Source organism: Methanofollis tationis (assembly GCF_013377755.1).
Lineage (GTDB): Archaea > Halobacteriota > Methanomicrobia > Methanomicrobiales > Methanofollaceae > Methanofollis > Methanofollis tationis.
The window spans coordinates 1,948,316-1,967,714 of sequence record NZ_JABXWR010000001.1 but is presented as its reverse complement, the minus strand read 5'-3'; the positions used below and the strand labels follow the sequence as shown (position 1 = coordinate 1,967,714).

Here is a 19,399-nt window from a genome sequence, read left to right as displayed (position 1 = left end):
ATAAGTTATGACCGGGTGCGCCCGCACCCCCGGGCACCCGGAAGAAAAGATCAGGTCTTCTCCAGCAGGATCCTCCTGATCTCCTCAGCCCGCTCTTCTGCCCCCCCGCCATTCATCCGGGGCCAGGGATCCGAGGGGGCGTCTGAGTCGTAGATGACGCCGAGAGCGATCGGTGCGTCGGCCGAGTAGTCCCATTCACGCGCCAGCCGCATTGCCGCATCGAAGTCTCCGGCGTCGTGCCCCTCGACCTCGTAGACCCGCGGGGCATAATAGTCGGTGAGGTTGTTGTAGGTGGCGCAGATCTGCAGGACGTCGATAAAGGAAAAACCGCGGTGAAGGATGGCCGCTTTCAGGACGGTCTTCAAGTGGTCGATCTTTCGCGTATAGGCGCGCGCGACAAAGGTCGCCCCTGAGGCGAGCATCAATTCGAGCGGGTTGATCGGGCGCTCGCGGACGCCTTCGGGCGTGGACCGGCCCCTGAACCCCTCGTACGAGGTGGGCGTATACTGGCCGGTGGTGAGGCCGTAGACCCGGTTGTCATGGACGACCGCCGTCATCTCCGTGTTCCGCTTTGCGGCGAAGATGAGATGATCGAGCCCTTCCGCGTAGGCGTCACCGTCGCCGGCGCAGGAGATCACCCGCAGGTCCGGGTTTGCAAGGGCGATCCCGCCGGCAACCGCCGCACCCCTGCCGTGGATGGAGTAAAAAGAGTTCATCGCCATATAATCGGCAATCTTGGCGTGGCAGCCGATCCCGGAGACGAGCACGAACTCTTCAGGGCGCATCCCACCGGCGACCAGGTCTTCGAGGACCGCCTTGAGGGCATGCTGTATGGCGAAGTTCCCGCAGCCCGGGCACCAGGTGTTCTGCGCCCCGGTGATCCAGGCCATCAGATCACCTCCCCGACCCGCCGCTCCAGGTCTTCGAGGAAGAAGGGACGCCCGTCATATTTGCCGATCCGTTCATCGACCCGGATACCGTGGCATCCGACGAGGCGGGAGAGCTGGCCGTCGATGTTCTCTTCAACGGCGATAAGCCGGCCCACCCCCAGAAGCGCCGATGCGAGCTGCTCTTCCGGGAAGGGTGAGAGCACCACCGGCCGCACCACCCGGAGGCCGAGGCGCCCGGCCACTTCGGCGCAGACACCGGCGACCGAGCCCCAGCAGAGAAGAGCCGTGGCGGCGGTGCGGTCGCCGGCGACCTCCACGCACGGGTATGCCGCAAGGGCTTTTGCCGCCGCACGCTCCTTCTCCCTGCGCTTCTCGGCCATCGCGGCGATCGTCGTCGCCTCCTCGGTGGTGATCCCGTCGGCGTCGTGGGCATAGCTGTTCACCTTCACCGTGATGCCTGATTCTCCCGGGAAGGCAAGGGGGGAGATGCCGCCCGGACCGTCCTGGTAGCGCCCGTACTTCCCGTCCCCCTCCCGGAGCACCGGGGCAAGCGGCGGGCGCGGCGGCGCCCCGGCAAAGGAAAAGAGCCCCTCGCCAAGATTTTTGTCGGTCAGGAGGATCGCCGGGGTCTGGAACCGCCATGAAAGGTCCATCAGGGCCCCGGCCCAGTACCATGCCTCCTCGACGCTCCCCGGCGCCGCAACGATGCGCGGGAACTCGCCCTGCCCGGCAAAAAGGGCAAAGAGCAGGTCGCCCTGTGCGGAGTAGGTGGGTACACCGGTGCTGGGGCCGGGCCGCTGGGCGAGCACGACCGCGACCGGGAGTTCTGCCATCCCGGCAAGGGAGAAGCCCTCGGTCATCAGGCAGAACCCGCCGCCCGAGGTGCCGACCGCCACGCGCCGACCCGCATAGGCGGCGCCGAGGGCCATGAGCATCGCCCCGGTCTCGTTCTCCGGGTGGACGACGCTGATCCCGAAACGACCGGCATACGAGGCGAGGGTATGCAGGATGCTCGACGACGGGGTCATCGGGTAGGAGATGTAGCCTTCAAGACCGGCCTCCACGAGCCCGAAGGCGATCCCCTCGTTGCCGGTGAGGACCGGGAGGGCTTCCCGACCATTCACCCGGATCCATGAACCGGGCGGAGAGGCGTCATAGCCCCGGCGGGCCACCCTGAGGTTGGCGTCCAGCTCCCGCGGGATCGCCCGCGCAAACACGGCCTCGACGGTCGCCCACGGAATTCCGGCCGTCCTGCAGAACCCTCCGATGATCCCGGCGCTCCGCGTGATCGCCGGCGCCTCCTCCTCCTTCACAAAGGCGTCGAGGGTGAGGCCGGTGCCCCCGGCCTTCACGACCCCCGAGTCATAGATGACGGCCGTATCCTCCCGCACCATCCCTGCGTGAAGCCGGATAGTCTCCTGGTTCAGGGCGAGCAGCACATCGACCGTCTCCCGGGTGCAGAACGTCTGATCGTCCGCGGCCCTGATGACCGCAAAATTGTTCCCGCCCTTGATCAGGGAGGGATAGTCGTAGTACATATACACACAAAGACCACAGGCCGATAGCAACCGTGCAATCACCGAACCTGCGATATTGATCCCTTCACCAGCCTTTCCCCCGATGAGTACGGAAAAATCCTGCATTGTCCACCTCATCCGGTCAATGTGCCGGGGCCGAAATATATCTTTTGCCACCAGAATTCCGAAAGCCTCAAATACCAGTAATTCTCACAAACGCGCATGAAAAGAGTAACCATTCTTCTTGTTCTGGCGGTGCTCGCCGTCACGGCCCTGGCCGCCGGCTGCACGGGCACATCACCGGATACAACGCCCGCTCCGACCACCGGACCCCAGACCACCACCGCTCCCGCCGCCACCACAGCAGCGCCGATCTCCCTGGTGCCTGAACCGACCGACGCGATGCCGGCCGACTACACCGTTTCGGCAACCGCACAGAAGGATCCGATCTATAAGACCATCACCGTCACCTTCAATGGCGGCAAGGGCCAGGAGAACGTCCGCCAGCTGACCGCAACAGTCACCCGTTCGGATGGGACCACCGAGACAAAGAGCCTGACCAAACCCTCGGGGGCGTCGCTCTCCCGCGGCCAGACGATCGAGTTCACCGGGACGGCCGCACAGGACCGCGTCCAGGTCTGGGTCACCATGGACCGCCCGCTGGGGCCGAACAGCGCCACAGAGTTCAAGATCTACGACGTCGTCCTACCCCCGAAGTGACCGATCTCCCTCCTCTTTTTTCACCTGCCAGGTCAGGAGCACGCCGTCGTCGATCCGCTCCACGCCAGCCAGAATAAGGCGCGGGAACTCACCTTCTGCAAGAAAACCGTCCCCATCCGCCGGTGTCGGCGCCCCAGAACCGCCGATGACGACCGAACCGACATAGGTGCGCAGTTCGTCGACAAGTCCGGCCTTAAAGAGCCCCCAGATCAGGGTGCCGCCCCCTTCGACCATCAGCCGCCTGATCCCGATCCCGGCGAGGGCCTCCATCAGGGCGGCGAGGTCGACCGTCTGCTCGCCGGCAACGATGACCTCGGCGCGCTCCCTGAGGGCATCGACCCGGTCTGCGGGCGCTGCCGCCGATACCGCCACTATCCTCTTCCCGGCCCCTTTGACGAGGATATCGGCGTCGACCGGGGTTCTCGCCATCGAGTCCACGACGATCCGGGCCGGGTTCTCTTCCCGTCCCGCGGCCGTCCGTTCCCCTTTCCGCCTTGAGGACTTCACGGTGAGCGAGGGGTTGTCGGCAAGCACCGTCCCGATACCGACCATGATCGCGTCGGCGTCCGCTTTGATCAGGTCTACCCGTTCAAAGTCTTCAGGTCCGGATATCTTCACCTGACGCCGTTCCCGCGTCGAGATCTTCCCGTCCGCACTCATGGCAAGGTTGACAAAGACATATGGGCGCATGAAAGGATCTTGGCTACACCACTTTTTATCTTGTGGGGGCAGAGCGGGAAGACGCCGTACGGCAGGTGCAGAGTGGTTCACGCCGTGTGGCACAGGAGAACGCCGCATCAAATGAAAGCGCATAAATAACGCCGTACCTAATACCTCTTCATTCCAATGGCCGAACGGGGATTTTGTCCGGAACCTGCTTTTTTTCCCCCGTGTGGTTCCAGACTGTACAGAATAGGGATCAATGGCGGGTTTGTTGCAATTCTTGCCATAATCCTGATCTATTCCATCCTTTTTGCCGCCGGGATCGCCTTTTCACACCTCTATTACATCCCCCTCGTCGCGATCGCCGTCTGGTACTCGAACCGTTCGATCTGGACGGCGGCCGCGCTCTCCCTCGCATATACCACGGTGACGCTCTACCTCGCATTCGACGGCTACATCATCGACCCGGTCATGATCTTTCTCTTTACGCTTCTCTACCTCTGGGGGATGACCGCGGTCACCCTCTTCCAGCCGCGCGGCTTCCAGGATATGACGAGAAGCACCAGGAACAATCCTGCGTTTACGCTCGAACGCACCTCGTTCATGATCACCAGTGCAACACCCGCTTTTGCCGCCCTCCTCGGATACACCAGAGAGGCGCTGGAAGGGATGGAGATCGGCCTGATCTGGACCAGTGACAGTGACAGGCAGGCGTTCTGCGGCATGCTCGGCAGGGGCGTCGAAGTAAGAAACTTCGAGACCGTCTTTACCGGTATGGCAGGAAACGCCGTCCCTGTGCTCCTTGCCGGCCGGCCCGACCAGATGGAGCACTCCTGTTCGGCGCTCGATCTCTCATCGCTCGCCTCGTACAGGGCCGCACGGACAGGCGAGGAGGAGGCGACCAGGAAGATCGCCGTCGAGGAGACCTGGAGACAGGACTTCGTCACCACGGCTGCGCACGAACTGAGGACACCGCTTCAACCGGTCCTCGGCTATCTTCATCTCCTCATCGAAGATCGCGAGCGCTACGGCATCGGCGACGATGCCGGCCGTCTCCTGAAGATCTGTCTGGACAATGTCCACCGCGAGCGCATCATCGTGAACCGGATGCTCGAACTCTCCCTTCTCGACAGCGGAAAGGTTGCCTGCGCCCCTGAACAGGTGCACCTGCGCGGCCTGGTCTGCGAGGTGCTCGCCCACCATGACGTCGGAAGCACCGCAGAGGTGCGCCTCTATATTCCAGACGACGCCTGCATCTCGGTCAATCGAGAGCAGTTTTTCCTTGTGCTGGAAAGCCTTGTACTCAACGCCGTGCAGTACAACAGGCCCCCGCGCCGGGTCGAGATCGCCTACCAGGAAGACGAGGATTACCAGGCCATTATCGTGAGAGACAATGGTATCGGGATCGAGCCTGAAAAACTGAAGGCGATTTTCAAACCGTTCTATCTCGCCGACGAGCAGGATCTCAGCCGCGACTACGACCGGATGGGGCTCGGCCTCCCGATCGCCGAACGCTACGTACGCCTGAACGGCGGGACAATCGCCGTGGAGAGCAGGGTTGGAGAAGGCAGCACGTTCACCGTGGCCCTGCAGAAGAGGGGGGGAGATGGGATATAACATCCTTGTCGTGGACGACGACCGGGTCACCCTCGAGATGATGGACCTGATCCTCCACAGGATCGGCTATGAACCATTGATCCCGCAGAGCATCCCTGATGCGCTGGAGATCGCCGGGAAAAGGAGGCCGGACCTGATCCTCCTGGACGTGCAGATGGCGCCGGTGGACGGATGGAAGTTCCTCGACGCACTTTTTGAGGGGAGAACAGGAGCGGATATCCCGGTGATGCTCTTCACCGCCCGCCACCTGCTGCCAGAAGAATATGCACGATACGGACGGCGCGTCGTCGGGGTGCTGGAAAAGCCGATCTCTCCCCTCGAACTGAAAGAGGCACTGGACAGGTATTTTTCAGGAGCAGGGACAGGCAAGTGAAACGGGTCGGAGAGGAGGCGGATCCCGGCACCGGCGTGCCCATCAAACGCTTTCTCCAAACCCGCGCTACGGGAGGGCGTCATGCACAGGTGCACGCATGTGACTGCTCCCCCTCCTCTCGTCGGGGGCATCCTGGGTTACCCCTGAGATTGCAGCCCCAATCTCATAATGTTGATCGCCGCGTTCTGGTCGCGATCCATCACCAACCCACAATGCGGGCAGGAATGAACACGATCAGAAAGTGTCTTTGCGACGATCATCGATAGTGTAACGAATTTTCTGTAAAAATAATTTGGCCCTGAATCCAACCTAGATTTGGACAAAGGAGAAACAGGGCCATGGATCCCTTAGCGTTAATCGAAGATTATCTTTCCGATAATGAGAATGGCATGAAGACCCTCATCACCTGGTTCCTCAACCAGGTGATGCTGCTCGAAGCCCTCCACCAGGCGGGAGCCGAGCAGTATGAACGAACCGATGCGCGGAAGGCTCACCGAAACGGCTACAAGAAGCGCTCTCTAAAAACCCGATATGGAGAAACGATCCTCCAGAAACCACAATTCCGAGAGTTCCCCTTCGAAACACAGGTATTTGGACGCTATTCCCGGGTTGAGAAGGCTCTTGAGAATGCTATCTTTGAATCCTACCTTCAGGGAGTCTCAACCCGCCGGATCCAGGAGATTGTTGCTCATTTTGGCATCGAACAACTCTCTCCTGCTTCAGTATCCAGGATAGCAAAGGACCTCGATGAACAGGTCCATGCATTCCTTCAGAGGCCTATTGAACAGGAGATTCCCTATCTCTTTGTGGATGCTTCGTACTACAAAGTCAGAGAGGGACCACGCTACATCACCAAAGCTCTTCTGGTGATCGCCGGTGTTCGAATGGATGGCTACCGGGAAATCCTGGGAGCTAGAATCACTGATTGTGAAAATGAGATGTTCTGGTCGGGATTGTTCGAAGACCTCAAAGAACGAGGATTGGTGGGTGTCAAGATGGTTGTCTCAGATGGTCATGCCGGGATCCAGAAGGCGGCGGAAGCCGCCTTCCTCGGCGCATCGTGGCAGATGTGCTCGGTCCATTGCACCCGGGCGGTTTTAAAGAATATTCCACGGAAACATCAGAAAGAAGTTGCTGAGTCCTTGAAGGAGGCATATGGGGACGAGGAAAGACTTCAGCAGCTTGCAGATGATCTGAACGAACGAGGATATCGGAAAGCGGCCAATACGATCGAGAGATTCATCCCGGGACTTATGAGTTACACGGCGTTCCCGAAAGAGCACGCAAAGCGGATCCGAACGACGAACATGATGGAAAGAGTCAACAAGGAACTGAAACGGAGAACCAAAGTTGTAGGGGCCTTTCCCAATGAAGAGTCACTCCTCAGGCTGGCAGGATCCATCCTGATGGACATCAATGAGGAGTGGGTGACCGGCAGAAGATATTTGACGATGGAGGGGGAATGATCAAACAAGGAGACAGGGCTCAGACGAATTACAGAAGATCTGAAACACTACCCGATCATCCCACATCTGGAGCACATTTGAGACGTGTTTCTGGGGTTCACCAGGATCACGCGTGAGCCAGCATCCTCCGCTTTGCTCTCTGTGATCGTGATAAACATATTCCAGGCAACATCTGCAATGCTTTTTGCCAGATAGTGGTTTTTCTGCATATTCTTGACGTTCAGATCCTCGAACACAATCGTGCCAAACCGATCCACTAATTGACGGGAGATCTGGTGAGCAAAATTGAGCCGCCTGTTGGCGATACGTTCGTGGACGTGTGCGACGATCTTCCGGGCTTTCTTCCGTTCAGGAGTTCCTTTCTCTGCCTTCGAGAGTTTCCTCTGTGCTTTCGCAAGGGCCTTCTCGTCGGTGCGGAAGAACCGCGGGTTTTGGATCTTCTCTCCGCTTGAGAGTGTGGCAAAAGACTCAAGCCCGACATCGATCCCGACTGTGGTCTCCTTCTGCGGTGCAGGCGTGGGATCGTACTCGACCGAGAAGCAGGCATACCACTTTCCGGTTGCTGAGCGTCGGATTGTAAGGGTCTTGATCGTCCCTTCGACCGGACGGTGGAGGACGATCCTTACATCTCCGATCTTTGAGAGATGAAGACGATCGCCATCGAGTTTGAATCCATACTGCGGATACGTGATACTGTCGTATCGGCCTTTCCCCTTGAACCGCGGGTATCCCGGGCTCTCCCCTGCCTTCACCCGCCGGAAGTACGCTTTGAACGCAAGATCAACGCGCATCTGGACATTCTGAAGAACCTGAGAGTGAACCTGGTTTAGATCGGGTCGTTCTTAGATCGGGTCGTTCCTTTTTCCATTGGGTCAGGATCTTGTTGGTTTCATAGAGAGAAATGGAATGCTGTTCCTGTTCCCACGCCTTTTTTCGCAATGCGAGCGTATCGTTATAGACCCATCGACACATCTCAAGCGTCTGCTCAAGGAGAGGAGCCTGAGACTTTGTGGGATAGAGTCGATACCGATATGCCTTAAGCATTGGGCGGTTATGTGTCTTAATACGTAATAATGGTGTCGGGGGGACGGCATTCATCCCCCCACTGAAGTGGGGGGCATTCTGCCTGTTTTCTTCGTAAAGGGCCACACCATTTCATCGGGCCTATCATACATGCAAAACGGCACAAAAGTCCTTATAAAATGAAACTTTCACAAAAATAAGAGTGCCCCAGCCCGGATTTGAACCGGGGACAACCAGATCTTCAGTCTGGCGCTCTCCCAGTCTGAGCTACTAGGGCGACCTATACATGTTGTCATTTCAGATTAATAAACCGTGCGGTTCTCACCGCCGCCCTTATTATGCCCCCGCCCCCAGAATGTAGGTAATGGTAAGTGTCATTGACGGACGGAAGACCACCGACGAGGACCTCACCGGCGCCGTCACCGGAAGAAAGGCAGGAATCGTCCACCTCACCCACAACGATCTCGACGCCGCCGGCGCCGATGCCATCCACCGCATGAAATACGGGACGATCACGACGATCTTCTCCTCGGTCGGCCGGTACTCTGCGATCTTCGCCCTGATCGCCGCCCTGCCCGGAAAAGAGGACGTCCTCTCCATCTCCGACCTTGGTTACCAGAGCGGGATCGAGGAGACGGTGAAGGCGGCGGCAGAGAACGGCTGGCGGATCGAGTGGCGGGACCACCACCGCTGGACCGACGCCGAGGCCGACGGGGTCAGGCCACACTGCGCCCTCCTCCACATCGACACCTCGGTCTGCGCCACCGCCATCGCCGCCCGCGACCTGATGCCCGGCGACGCAAAGGCCATAAAGGTCGCCCGCCTCGTCTGCGACTACGACCTCTGGAAAAAAGAAGACCCACAGGCCGACGTTCTCGGACAGGTCACCCAGCGCCGCCAGCACCTCACCTATGTCAGGAACCTCCTCGCACAGGGAAAGGTCACCGACCGGCGCGTGGAGGGGATCTACGCCGAGATCCGCGCGGGGATGGACGCCGATATCGGGGCGAGCATCAGGCAGACAAAGATCTACGGGAAAAAATACCGGATTGCCTTCGCTCCGCTCCACGGCTACCCGAGCGAGACGGCGCACGCGATCAGGGACGCCATGAAGACCGATATCGAGGTGATCGTCTCCGCGAACGGCCGGTTCTCTATCAGGTCGGTCCCGCCGGTCAGCCACCTCATCGCGCGCCAATACGGGGGCGGCGGCCACCCGAACGCCGCCGGCGGGACGTTCTCCTTCAGCCTGATCGACCGCTTCCTCTTCTGGCTCCTCAAACGGAACCGCCACTTCAACGACCTGGCCAGGATCGCTGAGACTATCTGAGGATATACGCACCGGCGCGGAGAAGAGCCCAGCGATCCTCCTCACCCTCCGCCGTATAGCCCCCGGCCGTGATCTCCTCGGGGTCGAAATACGCTGAGGCCGCCGTCAGGTCCTCATGGGTCGGGTGCAGGAGGGAGAGTTCCCGCACCTCGTAGCGCTCTGCAAGCGCCTCCAGACGGGAGAGTGCCTCCGGGTCGAGGGGGAGGAGGCCCTGGTGTTCGAGGAGGGCTTCGAGGCAGGGAACATCCCGCACCGTCGGGAAAAACACGACTTTTTTCCCGGCCAGACCTTCCAGTTCGGTGTCGACAACTCTTTCCGCAATGAGCACATGGCCCCCGGCGCCCGCGTCCCGCATCTCCCGGATCAGCAGGCGAAAGGCCCGTATGACATCCTCCTCCATCTCGTCGGGATCGCCGTAGCAGGCGTCCTCGAGTTTGAGAAGGGACGGGGCGGGCAGGGCGAACCTGACGCCCTTCTGGCGCCGCACCAGAAACCTCACGTCCTCCAGCACGGCCGAGGGCTCGACGCCGACCTCGCCGGTCACCCGCCGCCCCTCGACGCCGGCCAGGCATTCGAGCAGACGTTCGCCATAGAAAAGCCCGCCTGCACAGGGCAGATTGATCCCCTCCTGAAGGGCGAGCGAGCGTTCAAGCTGAAACGAGAGAATGTCACCGCCGATGCCGCGGCGGGCCGGGAGCATGCGGGCGAGATCGGCGGCCCCGGGCACCCCGGCTTCTGCACCGAAGGAGCGGGTCCTGACCGGGATCTGTTTCATGAGAAGAGAATCGTCCCGGACCCATATAGAGATGCTGAATAGAAAGGCAGATGAAATCGGCCGACCCAGCGGTGATCATGGATGATGACTTCTCGATCAGGAGAATGGAACGCGAAGACGTCGATTTCGCCATCGGGCTTGCACGGGAAGAGGGCTGGAACCCGGGCATCCACGACGCCGATGCCTTCTATGCCCAGGACCCGGACGGCTTTCTCATCGGCGAGGTCGACGGCGAACCGGTCGCCTGCACCTCCATGGTGCGCTACAACGACACCTTCGCCTTCTGGGGCCTCCTGATCGTGAGGGAGGAACACCGCGGGCGCGGCTACGGGCTTGCCGTCTCGAACGCCGCCCTAGACCATGCCGGGGACCGGATCATCGGCGGCGACGGCGTTGTCGCCATGCAGCAGAAATACCGCGACCGCCTCGGCTTTGAGATCCTCTACCGGAACATCCGCTACCAGGGCATCGGCGGCGGGGAAGCACCACAAGAACTCATCCAGGCATCTGAGATCCCCTTCAACGACCTCAGCGCCTATGACACCGCTATCTTCTCGGCGCCCCGGCCCCGTTTCCTCAGGCCCTGGCTCTTCCAGGAAGATGCCACTGCCCTCGCCTCCACCGGCCCGGACGGCGAGGTCAGGGGCTACGGTGTCATCAGACGATGTTTCGACGGGCACAAGATCGGCCCGATCTTCGCCGACACCCCGGCGATCGCCGCCGCCCTCCTGGACGGCCTCGCCGCCGCTGTTCCGGGCGAAGCGTTCTTCTTCGACGTCCCCGAGCCCAACGCCGCCGCCGTCGCCCTCGCACAGGAGCGAAAGATGGAGACGGTATTCGAGACAGCCAGGATCTACCGGGGAGGTGCGCCCGCCGTCCCTCTGGAACGGGTGTTCGGCGTCACCACCTTCGAACTCGGATAACAAATAATCTATGTATATCTTCACCGCCAAGAGGATACGAATGAGTGGCAAACCGTTGCTGGTGACATGCGGCCTCCCCTATACAAACGGCCCCTGTCACCTCGGGCATCTGCGGACCTATGTCCCGGCCGATTTCTACGTCAGGTACCTCCGCCGCTGCGGCGAGGACGTGGTCTTCATCTGCGGGTCAGACAACCATGGGACGCCGATCGTGATCAGCGCCGAGCAGGAGGGAGTGAGCCCGCGGGACCTTGCCCTGCGCTACCACGACCACTTCGACCAGACCTTCAAACGGATGGAGATCGCCTTCGACCACTTCGGGATGACCGACGATCAGGCCAACCACCACCGCACGCAGTCGATGGTCAGAGCCCTCATCGACAACGGGTATGTCTACGCCGAAAAGATCCAGCAGAGTTACTGCCAGAAATGCAAGCGCTTCCTCCCCGACCGCTATGTCGAGGGGATCTGCCCGTACTGCGGGGCCAGTGCGCGGGGCGACGAGTGCGACCGCGGCTGCGGCCGCCACCTCGAACCCGGCGAGATCAAAACCCCGGTCTGCAAGGTCTGCGGTTCTCCGGCCGAGATGCGCGAGCAGGAGCATTTCTTCTTTAAACTCGGCGACTTCAGGCAGTACCTGCTGGACTACCTCGAAGGGCTCTCGGGCACCTCAAACGCCCGAAACTACGCCATCGGCTGGGTAAGAGACGAACTCCACGACTGGTGCATCACCCGCACCCTCGACTGGGGCGTGAAGTTCCCGGGCAGGACCGATCTGGTGGTCTACGTCTGGGTGGACGCACCCATCGGCTACATCTCGTTCACCGAGGAGTGGGCGGAAAAGACCGGAAACAACTGGAAACGCTACTGGTGCGGCGACGGCGAAATCACCCACTTCATCGGGAGCGACATCATCTACCACCACTGCATCTTCTGGCCGGCCCTGCTCAAAGGGGCGGGCTACGGCACGCCTCATGCGGTCGTCGCCTCGGGCATGGTGAAGATCGACGACCAGAAGTTCTCGAAGTCGAGGGGCTATGTCGTCTGGACGAATGACGACTACCTCGACAAGGGCCTCCCGGCAGACTACCTCCGCTACTACCTCCTCTCGTACACCAGCCACACCAAGGAGCTGAACTTCTCCTGGCAGGTCTTCCAGGAGCGGGCGAACGCCGAGATCGTCAACACCCTGGGCAACTTCCTGTACCGCACCCTGCACTTCGCCCACACGTTCTTCGACGGCGTGCCCGATGTACAGCCGGGCGAAGAGGCGATGGCGGCGATCGGCCGGTGCCTCGACGAGGTCGACGCCGCCGTCCGCGGCTACGAGTTCAAGAGCGCCGTCGACGCGATCATGGCGCTTGCAGCCTACGGCAACACCTACATCCAGAACACTGCACCCTGGAAGCTCGTCAAGACCGACCAGGCCGCTGCCGCGCAGGTGATCGCCGACGGCCTCCAGATCGCAAAGGCCCTCACGCTCCTCATCGAGCCGGTGATGCCCGACGCCGCCGGGCGGGCATGGGCGATGCTCGGCCAGAGCGACGCCGTTTCAGCCCACAGCATCGGCGAGGCCACCACACCCCTCGCGGCCGGCCCCCTCCCAAAACCCGATCCCCTGTTTGCCAAACTCGAAGACGACCGCGTGGCGGCGCTCGAAGAACTCCTCCAGAAACGTGTGCGTGAAGCAAGAATGAAAGAAACACAACCCCAGGAAGAGACCGGCGAGGTCTCGATCGACGACTTTGCAACAATGGACCTCCGGGTCGCCCGCGTGATCAGCGCCGAGGCAGTAAAAGGCTCGAAGAAACTGCTGAGGATCATGGTCGACCTCGGCGGCGAAGAGCGCCAGGTCGTCTCCGGCATCGCCCCGTTCTACTCCCCGGAGGAACTCGTTGGAACCCCGGTCGTCATGATCGCAAACCTCAAGCCGGCAAAGATCTTCGGGATCGAGAGCCGGGGCATGATCCTGGCCGCCGGCGAGGAGGCCTCCCTGCTGATCCCCCGCCGGGACGTGGCGCCCGGGACAAAGATCAGATAACACTTTTTTTTGTTCTTCGCCCTTTCGCGCGGGTAGCCCCCCTGGCACCTGCCGATCGTTCAACCACCTTCCCCATGCTTTTTTGCCTGCCTGGGTCCGTCCACCCCAATCACGCAATCGGCAGGAGGTCCGGGGGCAGCAGGCCCCCCGGCACAGGCACGCCAGAACAGAAGATCTATGGCGTTGTCTTCATGAAGCAATCGCTCCTCCAAGAAGGTAATCCTACCGGATTCGGGTCGTGCCTTCCTACAGCGCCACGCTGAGTTCAGAGGCGACCGCATCGTCACGCAGGGGCACGATCTCGATCATCCATATGCCCCGCGGTTCAAAGGGTTCGACGCTCTCGATATATGTCCGGGTAAAGACCATCTCCGTATCGTCGGTGATCCAGTATTCCGGCGCTCCGGCCTCGGGGCGTTGATAATGAAAGATATACCATACCACGCTCTCCGACGAGCCGAAGACCCCTTTCCCGACGACGTGATACATGCCGTCGGGATCGACCAGATAGATCCGGGCGTTGCAGAGAACGCCACCATCCGGACAGGGGGCGGTGATCTGGATCACAGATCCGCCCGGGATCCCGGCCGTGACGGCTACTGCCCCGAACTCAGATGCAACGGCGTCACAGGGCCTGGAGAGATCGACAAGGAGGGGATAGCCGAACAGAATTACTGCTGAGATGAGACAGAGAAGAAGGATGATGCCCCGCGGAGATTTCACCATGATGCTCTGTCTATCAAAAATATATGCCTTACAGAATCGAACGGGCCTGGAGGGATTCGAACCCCCGGCGTCCGGGTTAGAAGCCCGGCGCTATGTCCTGGCTAAGCCACAGGCCCAGCGGCCCAATACTTTTCGCACTCCAGGATAATAAAACTGTTGAAAAAACAATTCAGACGGCGCGATAATGCGCCGCCATAACAACGTCGACCTCGGTCGGGTGGCAGAGAGAACCGGCACTCACCGACTTCACCATCGAATTACCACAGTATCTGACCTGTATTCTGGCTGAAAGCCGCTCGCGCTCCTCGTAATACACCGGGTGGATGATGTCGATCATCCGCTTCATCGTGATGTTGACCGAAAGCACCTTCACGATAATGCCCATATCGCCCGGCGAGATGTCCTCAAGATCGACGCTCGTGAGAAAGAGATGGGTGTCAGGCCCGGGTTCGAGAGAGGCGACAGAGACGACGTTGTTTGCGCTCTGCAACTCGATGGTCCTTGGTTTTCCCATCTTCAACTCGCTGATGACCGTTCCAGAGATCCCGGTTAAAGCAGTAATCTTCATCTCTGATCACCCGTACATCGGCAGGTGCTCTTTCTTCTGCATCGGCTCCGCGCTCTGGACTTCCTCTGCGAGTTTGTGCATCGTCGCCTCGATCTCCTCGGCCTGTTCGAGCAGGGGATCGATATCGATCTCAAGTCCGTAGATGACCTTGAGCACATTCAGGGCGGCGGCCGCCGATCTGGGATCAGGGGTGGCGACCGTCTCGCCGAGGAAGCCGTAGCCCGGAATATTCCGGATCTTGCACTCGGTGAGGACGCTCCCGGCGATCCCTGAGATACTCCCCATCGGGAGTATGACTGTATGATCCGTGATCCGCTCCAGCATCTCCTCCTGGGTGGCGACGCCAAAAACACGTTTTTCCGGCTCGTTGGTGACGATACCGGCGATGGTGGCTACCTCTCGCACCGGAAAGGTGGAAAGCCAGTCGATGATGCCGTTTGCGACCTCATAGCAGATCATCGGGTGGATGGGAATGTCGGCAACGATTGCCACGGCTTCATCCTTCTCATAGATCCTGACCGGGACGTTGATCACACCCTTCGCCATCATGGCGACGGGCGGGAAATATTTGCTCGTGATATTCCCGATCTGGTTGAACTCCATCTGCTCCACGAGGTACTGAAGAGCAATGCTCCCGACGAGGCCACTTCCGGGAAATCCCATCATAACTATGGGGTTTTCCCCGCTGAGCGGCTTAGAAGTGATTTTTATCTCAGGCTCGACCGTCATTACGTTACCATAGACAGCGTATGATAAAAACATTCTTCACCGCCCGGCCCCTCCAGGAAAGCGTCCACCCCCCACCCGGAGGGGGGGTTCGAATTATTTTCAGGTTATCCCAGGGCAGGGGGTGTCCACCCCCCACCCGGAGGGGGGGTTCGGAAGGTGGACGCACAACGCGCGGCCGACAAAGAGGCGCTCATTGGTATATCAATGCGATCGACGCGCCAGGGAGGGAGGAAGCATGACAAATTTATGCAGGCGAATACAAAGAAGAGAGCATGCAGGAGTACCAGATCAAACGGGGATTTAAAGACGGACTGGAAGAGCGGATGATCACCTCCCTGTCTGAGTGCTTTGGGACAGAGCCGTCGGAGACGGACGGACGGTACACCATCTCGTTCGGTGCCCTCAAGCACCTTGAGGTCTGCCTCGGCCCGAAGGGAAACACCGTTCTCGTTGACACCGAGTCCGACCTCTCCGCCGACGACGAGACGATTCTGGATACGAACCGGCGGTTCAGGCGGTACCTCGACGCCGTCACCGGTTACAACTCCAAAGAGCGGGCAAAAAAAATGCAGAAATCCGATTAAAAAAAAGTCTATATCATTTTTCAGACCTCGGCAGCGGCAAGGGAGAGGGCGTCACGTCGTCGAACGCAGCAGGATAGATGACCGTGCCCTCGATCCCGTCGAGCGCACCCTCCACCAGTTCGAGCGCCATGAAGGCCCGATCGGGCACGGAAAACGAGGCGGTGATCCCGTAGGCGGACGCCGGCACACACCCGAACCGCGGGAAATACTCCGGGTGGCCGAGGACGATCACGGCGCCGTAGCCGATGGACGCCGCCGCGGTGAGGGCCGCCCGTATAAGGGCCAAACCGATCCCCATCCGCTGGAAAGCGGGCAGAACGGCGACAGGAGCAAGGGCAAGCGCAGGGACGTCCCGGTCAGGGGTCTGGATCACGATGCCGGAGAGGACGACATGGCCGACGATCCTGCCCTCTCTTTCAGCAACCAGGGAGAGACGGGGATCGAACCCGGCAGAAGACCTGATCCGCCCGACCATTCTGGATTCTCCGTCGCCGCCAAACGCCGCAACGTCCAGATCAAAAACGGCCCCATAGTCTGCCTGGACCTCGGGCCTGATACGGAGTGATGCGCTCATGCTCACGGCACAGTTTGATGTCAGAGCAGATACATCTTGCCCATCCTCAAAAAAAGGGGGTTATTCGATCACGATCGCAGGCTTGAACGGGAGGGCGGCGTCGGCCTTCGCCTCCTCGCTCCCCTCTGCATCCAGGATGTTCACCTGGACACCGAACTCGCGCTCCAGGAACTCACGGGCGGCGGTAAAGACCGCCTTCTCGTCGACGTTGTCCGAGACGAGATCGGCGACGAACTGCGGCGGGAGGCGGTGGATGAACTTCGTGATCTGCCTGGCGGCGTTCACGGCCGCCTTGCCGCGGGCCTTCAGCCCGTCGTCTGCCATCACCAGCCGGACAGCGTCGGTCCGGTCCTCGGCGGCGGCAACCATCTCGAAGATCTGCCGTTTCCACGCCGGCGCCACATAGAGGTTGATCGCTTTCGGCTCCATCTGGATGAGCTTGATGATCGACTCGAGGTCCTCGACCGTACGGGCAAGGACCTCTTCGGCGATTTCGGCCGCCATATCGATCTTCGCAGCGTCCTGAACCGGCCAGGGGGCAAAGGCCACGGAACCCTCGTTGCCCATCAGGTGCCAGAGTTCCTCGCAGGTGTACGGCACGATCGGGGCGAGCAGACGCACCCATGCCGAGCAGAGTTCGCGGACCGCAGCCGAACCCGGCGCGATCGTCGGAAGGCGGCGACGGTACCACTTCAGATCGGCCTCGATCCCGAAGAAGCTCTCCTGCAGCGCCTGCCGTGTCTGGAAGTTCATCATCGCACCGGTGGCGTTCTCGATCCGGTGCTGCAGGCGTGAGATGAGCCAGCCGTCGATCTCGCGGCCGTCGTTCTCCTCGACGGCGATCCCCTCGGTGACTTCGTTCCAGAACCGTTCGATCTGTTTCTTCGCCCCGATCACCAGTTCGTTCCGCCAGTCAAAGTCCTGCCAGGGCTCGGCCGAGCCTATCAGGAACATCCGCACCGTGTCAGACCCGAACTCGTTCAGGGCGTCCTCCAGCAGGACGACATTGCCCTTGGAAGAGGACATCTTCGCCCCGTTCAGGAGACCCATACCGAAGATCACCATTCCTTTCGGCTGCCGGTCCTCGGGCAGGACCGCAAGGTGGTGGAAGAGCTGGAAGGTGAGGTGGTTCGAGATGAGGTCCTTTGCCGAGAAGCGGTACTCATAGGGGTACCAGTAGAGGCACTCCTGCCTGATCGCATCGAGGGTCTCCCTCGGAACGCTCGTCGGGTTCCCGATCCCGAAGACGATGTACTCGAAGACGTCGGGCGTGAGTTTCTCCGGCTCGATCTTCTTGATATGGTGGGCGATCGTGTAGAAGAGCATGTACAGGGTTGAGTCCGAGAGGGGCTCGATGATCCATGCCGGGTCCCAGGGGAGCTTCGTCCCCAGGCCGACCCGCCGGGTGCACGCCCAGTCCTTCAGCCAGTCCACCGTCCGGTCGAACTCGGCACGGGTCTCGGTCGGCACGATGCTCATCCGGTCGATCTGGCCGTGGACCTGCTCCTTCCAGACAGGATCCGAGTACTGGAGGAACCACTGGTCATGGAGGATCTTCACATAGACGCGGCCGCCGCAGCGGCAGATCACAGCGCGGGTATCGAAGTCGAACATCTCCTTCGAGCCGTACGCCTCGATCATCAGGGCGGCAATCGTATCACGCCCTTCTTTGACCGGCTTCCCTGAAACAACGCCACAGGTATCGAGCAGCCTCCCCCGGATCAGTTCTGCCCCGTATACCTCGCGCGTGACCTCGTCCATTCTCGGATCGTTCTGGTTCAGGATTCCGGCTTTTTCTACAGCATCCTTCGCCGGGAACTCCCCGTATCCCTCGGTCTTGATGATCGCCACCGGGGCGATCTCCCCATACCGCCCCTCCTTCTGGAGGTCGCGGAGGGCGATGTAGTCGAAGGGCGCATGGGCCGGGACGCTCATCACAAGACCCGAGCCCATATCGGGATCGACAAAATCCGCGGGCAGCACCGGCACCTCGCCGCAGAGCGGGTGCGAAGCCTTCGACCCGACGAGTTCTGAGCCTTCAACCTCGCCGGTGACTTCGACGGCGTGGTCCTGCATCTCAAGTTTGTAGGCCGCCTCGCGGGAGAGCACCCACTCTTCCCCGTCCACCTTCGCCCGCACATAGGTGAGGCCAGGGTTCGCCCAGAGGTTTGTGACTCCGTAGATCGTCTCGGGCCGCAGGGTGGCGCAGGGGATCTTCGCGCCCTGCCAGTCGAAGACCACCAGGGTGAACTTCATGATCTCTGCCTTATCGCCCTCGAGCAGATCGTGGTCGCCGACCGGGTTGTCGCAGGAGGGACAGTACTTCACCGGGTGGACGCCCCTGACCACATGCTCGCCCTCGTGGAGGTGGTGATACTGCCACTCGATGTACTTCGAGTACTGGGGGTCGACCGTGATGAACCGGCGCCGCCAGTCGATCGAGAGCCCGGCCCGGCGCATCAGCCTCTCGTACTCCCCGGCAAAATAACGGACGATCGTCATCGGATCGTCAAAGCGGTCAAGCACGTCCTGCGGCACCCGGTAGAGGTCGCGGTAGAGCCGGATCGTTCCGGCATCCCCTTTTGCGATCCGGCGCGATATCCCGATCACCGGCGTGCCGGTTACGTGGAAGCCCATCGGGAAGAGTACGTTTTTCCCCTGCATCCTCCAGAAACGGGCGATCACGTCGGGGACCATATAGGTGCGGCCGTGCCCCACATGCATCGCACCGCTCGGGTACGGGAAGGCAACGTTCAGGTAAAACTTCTCTCTTCCATCGGGGTCTGCCTCGAATGCTGCAGGCCAGATATCCCGGTACTTCTCTTCCAGTTTCTGTATATCCCATTCAGCCACGCTTTGTCACTCCCAAGATCTTTCACG

Annotated in this window: 19 protein-coding genes, 2 tRNA genes and 1 pseudogene; 8 read left to right on the top strand and 14 right to left on the bottom strand. The window is 60.6% G+C overall.

Annotated features, from left to right (window positions below):
• Window positions 1–50: 50 nt before the first annotated feature.
• Both HWN36_RS10320 and HWN36_RS10315 read right to left on the bottom strand, forming a co-directional pair.
• A complete protein-coding gene (locus HWN36_RS10320; protein ID WP_176789254.1) occupies window positions 51–890 on the bottom strand; it encodes a thiamine pyrophosphate-dependent enzyme in 840 nt (279 codons plus the stop codon).
• Window positions 890–2,545, bottom strand: a complete 1,656-nt coding sequence (locus HWN36_RS10315; protein ID WP_246269900.1) for a 2-oxoacid:acceptor oxidoreductase family protein — start codon at window positions 2,543–2,545, stop codon at window positions 890–892. Before HWN36_RS10315 ends, HWN36_RS10320 begins: the two co-directional genes overlap by 1 nt.
• Window positions 2,546–2,629: 84 nt before the next feature.
• Here HWN36_RS10315 and HWN36_RS10310 point away from each other — a divergent pair, with 84 nt between their 5' ends.
• Entirely contained in the window at window positions 2,630–3,127 is a 498-nt protein-coding gene (locus HWN36_RS10310) for a hypothetical protein (protein WP_176789253.1), read from the top strand.
• Here HWN36_RS10310 and HWN36_RS10305 read toward each other — a convergent pair.
• Window positions 3,113–3,817 carry a 2,5-diamino-6-(ribosylamino)-4(3H)-pyrimidinone 5'-phosphate reductase gene (locus HWN36_RS10305; RefSeq protein WP_176789252.1) on the bottom strand — a complete coding sequence of 235 codons (705 nt, stop codon included), beginning with the start codon at window positions 3,815–3,817 and terminating at the stop codon, window positions 3,113–3,115. The two genes, HWN36_RS10310 and HWN36_RS10305, sit on opposite strands and share 15 nt — an antisense overlap.
• A 156-nt stretch (window positions 3,818–3,973) precedes the next feature.
• Between HWN36_RS10305 and HWN36_RS10300 the strand changes: the two genes are divergently transcribed.
• Together HWN36_RS10300 and HWN36_RS10295 are read left to right on the top strand one after the other, a co-directional pair.
• Window positions 3,974–5,407, top strand: a complete 1,434-nt coding sequence (locus tag HWN36_RS10300) for a sensor histidine kinase (RefSeq protein WP_176789251.1) — start codon at window positions 3,974–3,976, stop codon at window positions 5,405–5,407.
• A complete protein-coding gene (locus HWN36_RS10295; protein ID WP_176789250.1) occupies window positions 5,397–5,780 on the top strand; it encodes a response regulator in 384 nt (127 codons plus the stop codon). The genes HWN36_RS10300 and HWN36_RS10295 overlap by 11 nt, the downstream gene beginning before the upstream one ends.
• 137 nt (window positions 5,781–5,917) lie before the next feature.
• Here HWN36_RS10295 and HWN36_RS12335 read toward each other — a convergent pair whose 3' ends face one another.
• Window positions 5,918–6,040: a zinc ribbon domain-containing protein gene (locus HWN36_RS12335; protein ID WP_218133222.1), complete on the bottom strand. Its 123-nt coding sequence runs from the start codon at window positions 6,038–6,040 to the stop codon at window positions 5,918–5,920.
• 78 nt (window positions 6,041–6,118) lie between these two features.
• Between HWN36_RS12335 and HWN36_RS10285 the strand changes: the two genes are divergently transcribed.
• Entirely contained in the window at window positions 6,119–7,246 is a 1,128-nt protein-coding gene (locus tag HWN36_RS10285) for an IS256 family transposase (RefSeq protein WP_176787304.1), read from the top strand.
• 47 nt (window positions 7,247–7,293) lie between these two features.
• Here the strand turns inward: HWN36_RS10285 and HWN36_RS10280 are convergent.
• The 3 genes and pseudogenes from HWN36_RS10280 to HWN36_RS10270 all read right to left on the bottom strand — a co-directional run.
• Window positions 7,294–8,070: pseudogene (locus HWN36_RS10280) on the bottom strand (RNA-guided endonuclease InsQ/TnpB family protein); the annotation flags it as partial.
• Window positions 8,027–8,290 (bottom strand): helix-turn-helix domain-containing protein, encoded by a 264-nt coding sequence (locus HWN36_RS12330; protein WP_176789248.1) that lies wholly within the window; start codon window positions 8,288–8,290, stop codon window positions 8,027–8,029. The gene HWN36_RS12330 and the pseudogene HWN36_RS10280, both read right to left, overlap by 44 nt.
• Window positions 8,291–8,472: 182 nt before the next feature.
• A tRNA-Phe gene (locus tag HWN36_RS10270) sits at window positions 8,473–8,546 on the bottom strand.
• 87 nt (window positions 8,547–8,633) lie between these two features.
• Here HWN36_RS10270 and HWN36_RS10265 point away from each other — a divergent pair.
• Entirely contained in the window at window positions 8,634–9,599 is a 966-nt protein-coding gene (locus HWN36_RS10265) for a DHH family phosphoesterase (protein WP_176789247.1), read from the top strand.
• Here the strand turns inward: HWN36_RS10265 and HWN36_RS10260 are convergent.
• Window positions 9,592–10,374 (bottom strand): hypothetical protein, encoded by a 783-nt coding sequence (locus tag HWN36_RS10260; protein WP_176789246.1) that lies wholly within the window; start codon window positions 10,372–10,374, stop codon window positions 9,592–9,594. The genes HWN36_RS10265 and HWN36_RS10260 overlap by 8 nt on opposite strands.
• A gap of 50 nt (window positions 10,375–10,424) precedes the next feature.
• Here HWN36_RS10260 and HWN36_RS10255 point away from each other — a divergent pair, with 50 nt between their 5' ends.
• Entirely contained in the window at window positions 10,425–11,297 is an 873-nt protein-coding gene (locus HWN36_RS10255) for a GNAT family N-acetyltransferase (RefSeq protein ID WP_176789245.1), read from the top strand.
• Window positions 11,298–11,337: 40 nt separating this feature from the next.
• Window positions 11,338–13,338 carry a methionine--tRNA ligase gene (gene metG, locus HWN36_RS10250; protein ID WP_176789244.1) on the top strand — a complete coding sequence of 667 codons (2,001 nt, stop codon included), beginning with the start codon at window positions 11,338–11,340 and terminating at the stop codon, window positions 13,336–13,338.
• A gap of 246 nt (window positions 13,339–13,584) precedes the next feature.
• On the opposite strand, the gene HWN36_RS10245 is transcribed toward metG, so the two are convergent.
• The 4 genes from HWN36_RS10245 to HWN36_RS10230 all read right to left on the bottom strand — a co-directional run bounded on the left by HWN36_RS10245 (window position 13,585) and on the right by HWN36_RS10230 (window position 15,361).
• On the bottom strand, window positions 13,585–14,064 hold the full coding sequence (locus tag HWN36_RS10245) for a hypothetical protein (RefSeq protein WP_218133221.1): 480 nt from the start codon (window positions 14,062–14,064) through the stop codon (window positions 13,585–13,587).
• A 41-nt stretch (window positions 14,065–14,105) separates the two neighbouring features.
• Window positions 14,106–14,180 (bottom strand) — tRNA-Arg (locus HWN36_RS10240).
• Window positions 14,181–14,233: 53 nt separating this feature from the next.
• Window positions 14,234–14,632 carry a DUF473 domain-containing protein gene (locus tag HWN36_RS10235; protein WP_176789242.1) on the bottom strand — a complete coding sequence of 133 codons (399 nt, stop codon included), beginning with the start codon at window positions 14,630–14,632 and terminating at the stop codon, window positions 14,234–14,236.
• A 6-nt stretch (window positions 14,633–14,638) separates the two neighbouring features.
• Window positions 14,639–15,361, bottom strand: coding sequence for a proteasome assembly chaperone family protein (locus HWN36_RS10230; RefSeq protein ID WP_246269899.1), 723 nt, complete (start codon window positions 15,359–15,361; stop codon window positions 14,639–14,641).
• Window positions 15,362–15,633: 272 nt separating this feature from the next.
• Between HWN36_RS10230 and HWN36_RS10225 the strand changes: the two genes are divergently transcribed.
• The gene (locus tag HWN36_RS10225; protein WP_176789240.1) at window positions 15,634–15,945 is read left to right on the top strand and encodes a DUF5611 family protein; all 312 of its coding nucleotides are present in this window, start codon (window positions 15,634–15,636) and stop codon (window positions 15,943–15,945) included.
• A gap of 13 nt (window positions 15,946–15,958) precedes the next feature.
• Here HWN36_RS10225 and HWN36_RS10220 read toward each other — a convergent pair whose 3' ends face one another.
• Both HWN36_RS10220 and leuS read right to left on the bottom strand, forming a co-directional pair.
• Window positions 15,959–16,519: a GNAT family N-acetyltransferase gene (locus HWN36_RS10220; RefSeq protein ID WP_176789239.1), complete on the bottom strand. Its 561-nt coding sequence runs from the start codon at window positions 16,517–16,519 to the stop codon at window positions 15,959–15,961.
• Window positions 16,520–16,579: 60 nt separating this feature from the next.
• A complete protein-coding gene (leuS, locus tag HWN36_RS10215; RefSeq protein ID WP_176789238.1) occupies window positions 16,580–19,372 on the bottom strand; it encodes a leucine--tRNA ligase in 2,793 nt (930 codons plus the stop codon).
• Between the last annotated feature and the right edge of the window lie 27 nt (window positions 19,373–19,399).

Bases quoted from the DNA above. Each gene is read 5' to 3' on its own strand.
- HWN36_RS12335 (WP_218133222.1), bottom strand. From the start codon at position 6,040: ATGATCGTCGCAAAGACACTTTCTGATCGTGTTCATTCCTGCCCGCAT.
- HWN36_RS10310 (WP_176789253.1), top strand. From the start codon at position 2,630: ATGAAAAGAGTAACCATTCTTCTTGTTCTGGCGGTGCTCGCCGTCACG.
- HWN36_RS10245 (WP_218133221.1), bottom strand. From the start codon at position 14,064: ATGGTGAAATCTCCGCGGGGCATCATCCTTCTTCTCTGTCTCATCTCA.
- HWN36_RS10320 (WP_176789254.1), bottom strand. From the start codon at position 890: ATGGCCTGGATCACCGGGGCGCAGAACACCTGGTGCCCGGGCTGCGGG.
- HWN36_RS10315 (WP_246269900.1), bottom strand. From the start codon at position 2,545: ATGAGGTGGACAATGCAGGATTTTTCCGTACTCATCGGGGGAAAGGCT.
- HWN36_RS10305 (WP_176789252.1), bottom strand. From the start codon at position 3,817: ATGCGCCCATATGTCTTTGTCAACCTTGCCATGAGTGCGGACGGGAAG.
- HWN36_RS10230 (WP_246269899.1), bottom strand. From the start codon at position 15,361: ATGACGGTCGAGCCTGAGATAAAAATCACTTCTAAGCCGCTCAGCGGG.
- metG (WP_176789244.1), top strand. From the start codon at position 11,338: ATGAGTGGCAAACCGTTGCTGGTGACATGCGGCCTCCCCTATACAAAC.
- HWN36_RS10260 (WP_176789246.1), bottom strand. From the start codon at position 10,374: ATGAAACAGATCCCGGTCAGGACCCGCTCCTTCGGTGCAGAAGCCGGG.
- HWN36_RS10265 (WP_176789247.1), top strand. From the start codon at position 8,634: ATGGTAAGTGTCATTGACGGACGGAAGACCACCGACGAGGACCTCACC.
- HWN36_RS10220 (WP_176789239.1), bottom strand. From the start codon at position 16,519: ATGAGCGCATCACTCCGTATCAGGCCCGAGGTCCAGGCAGACTATGGG.
- HWN36_RS10300 (WP_176789251.1), top strand. From the start codon at position 3,974: ATGGCCGAACGGGGATTTTGTCCGGAACCTGCTTTTTTTCCCCCGTGT.
- HWN36_RS12330 (WP_176789248.1), bottom strand. From the start codon at position 8,290: ATGCTTAAGGCATATCGGTATCGACTCTATCCCACAAAGTCTCAGGCT.
- HWN36_RS10235 (WP_176789242.1), bottom strand. From the start codon at position 14,632: ATGAAGATTACTGCTTTAACCGGGATCTCTGGAACGGTCATCAGCGAG.
- HWN36_RS10295 (WP_176789250.1), top strand. From the start codon at position 5,397: ATGGGATATAACATCCTTGTCGTGGACGACGACCGGGTCACCCTCGAG.
- HWN36_RS10255 (WP_176789245.1), top strand. From the start codon at position 10,425: ATGAAATCGGCCGACCCAGCGGTGATCATGGATGATGACTTCTCGATC.
- HWN36_RS10285 (WP_176787304.1), top strand. From the start codon at position 6,119: ATGGATCCCTTAGCGTTAATCGAAGATTATCTTTCCGATAATGAGAAT.
- HWN36_RS10225 (WP_176789240.1), top strand. From the start codon at position 15,634: ATGCAGGAGTACCAGATCAAACGGGGATTTAAAGACGGACTGGAAGAG.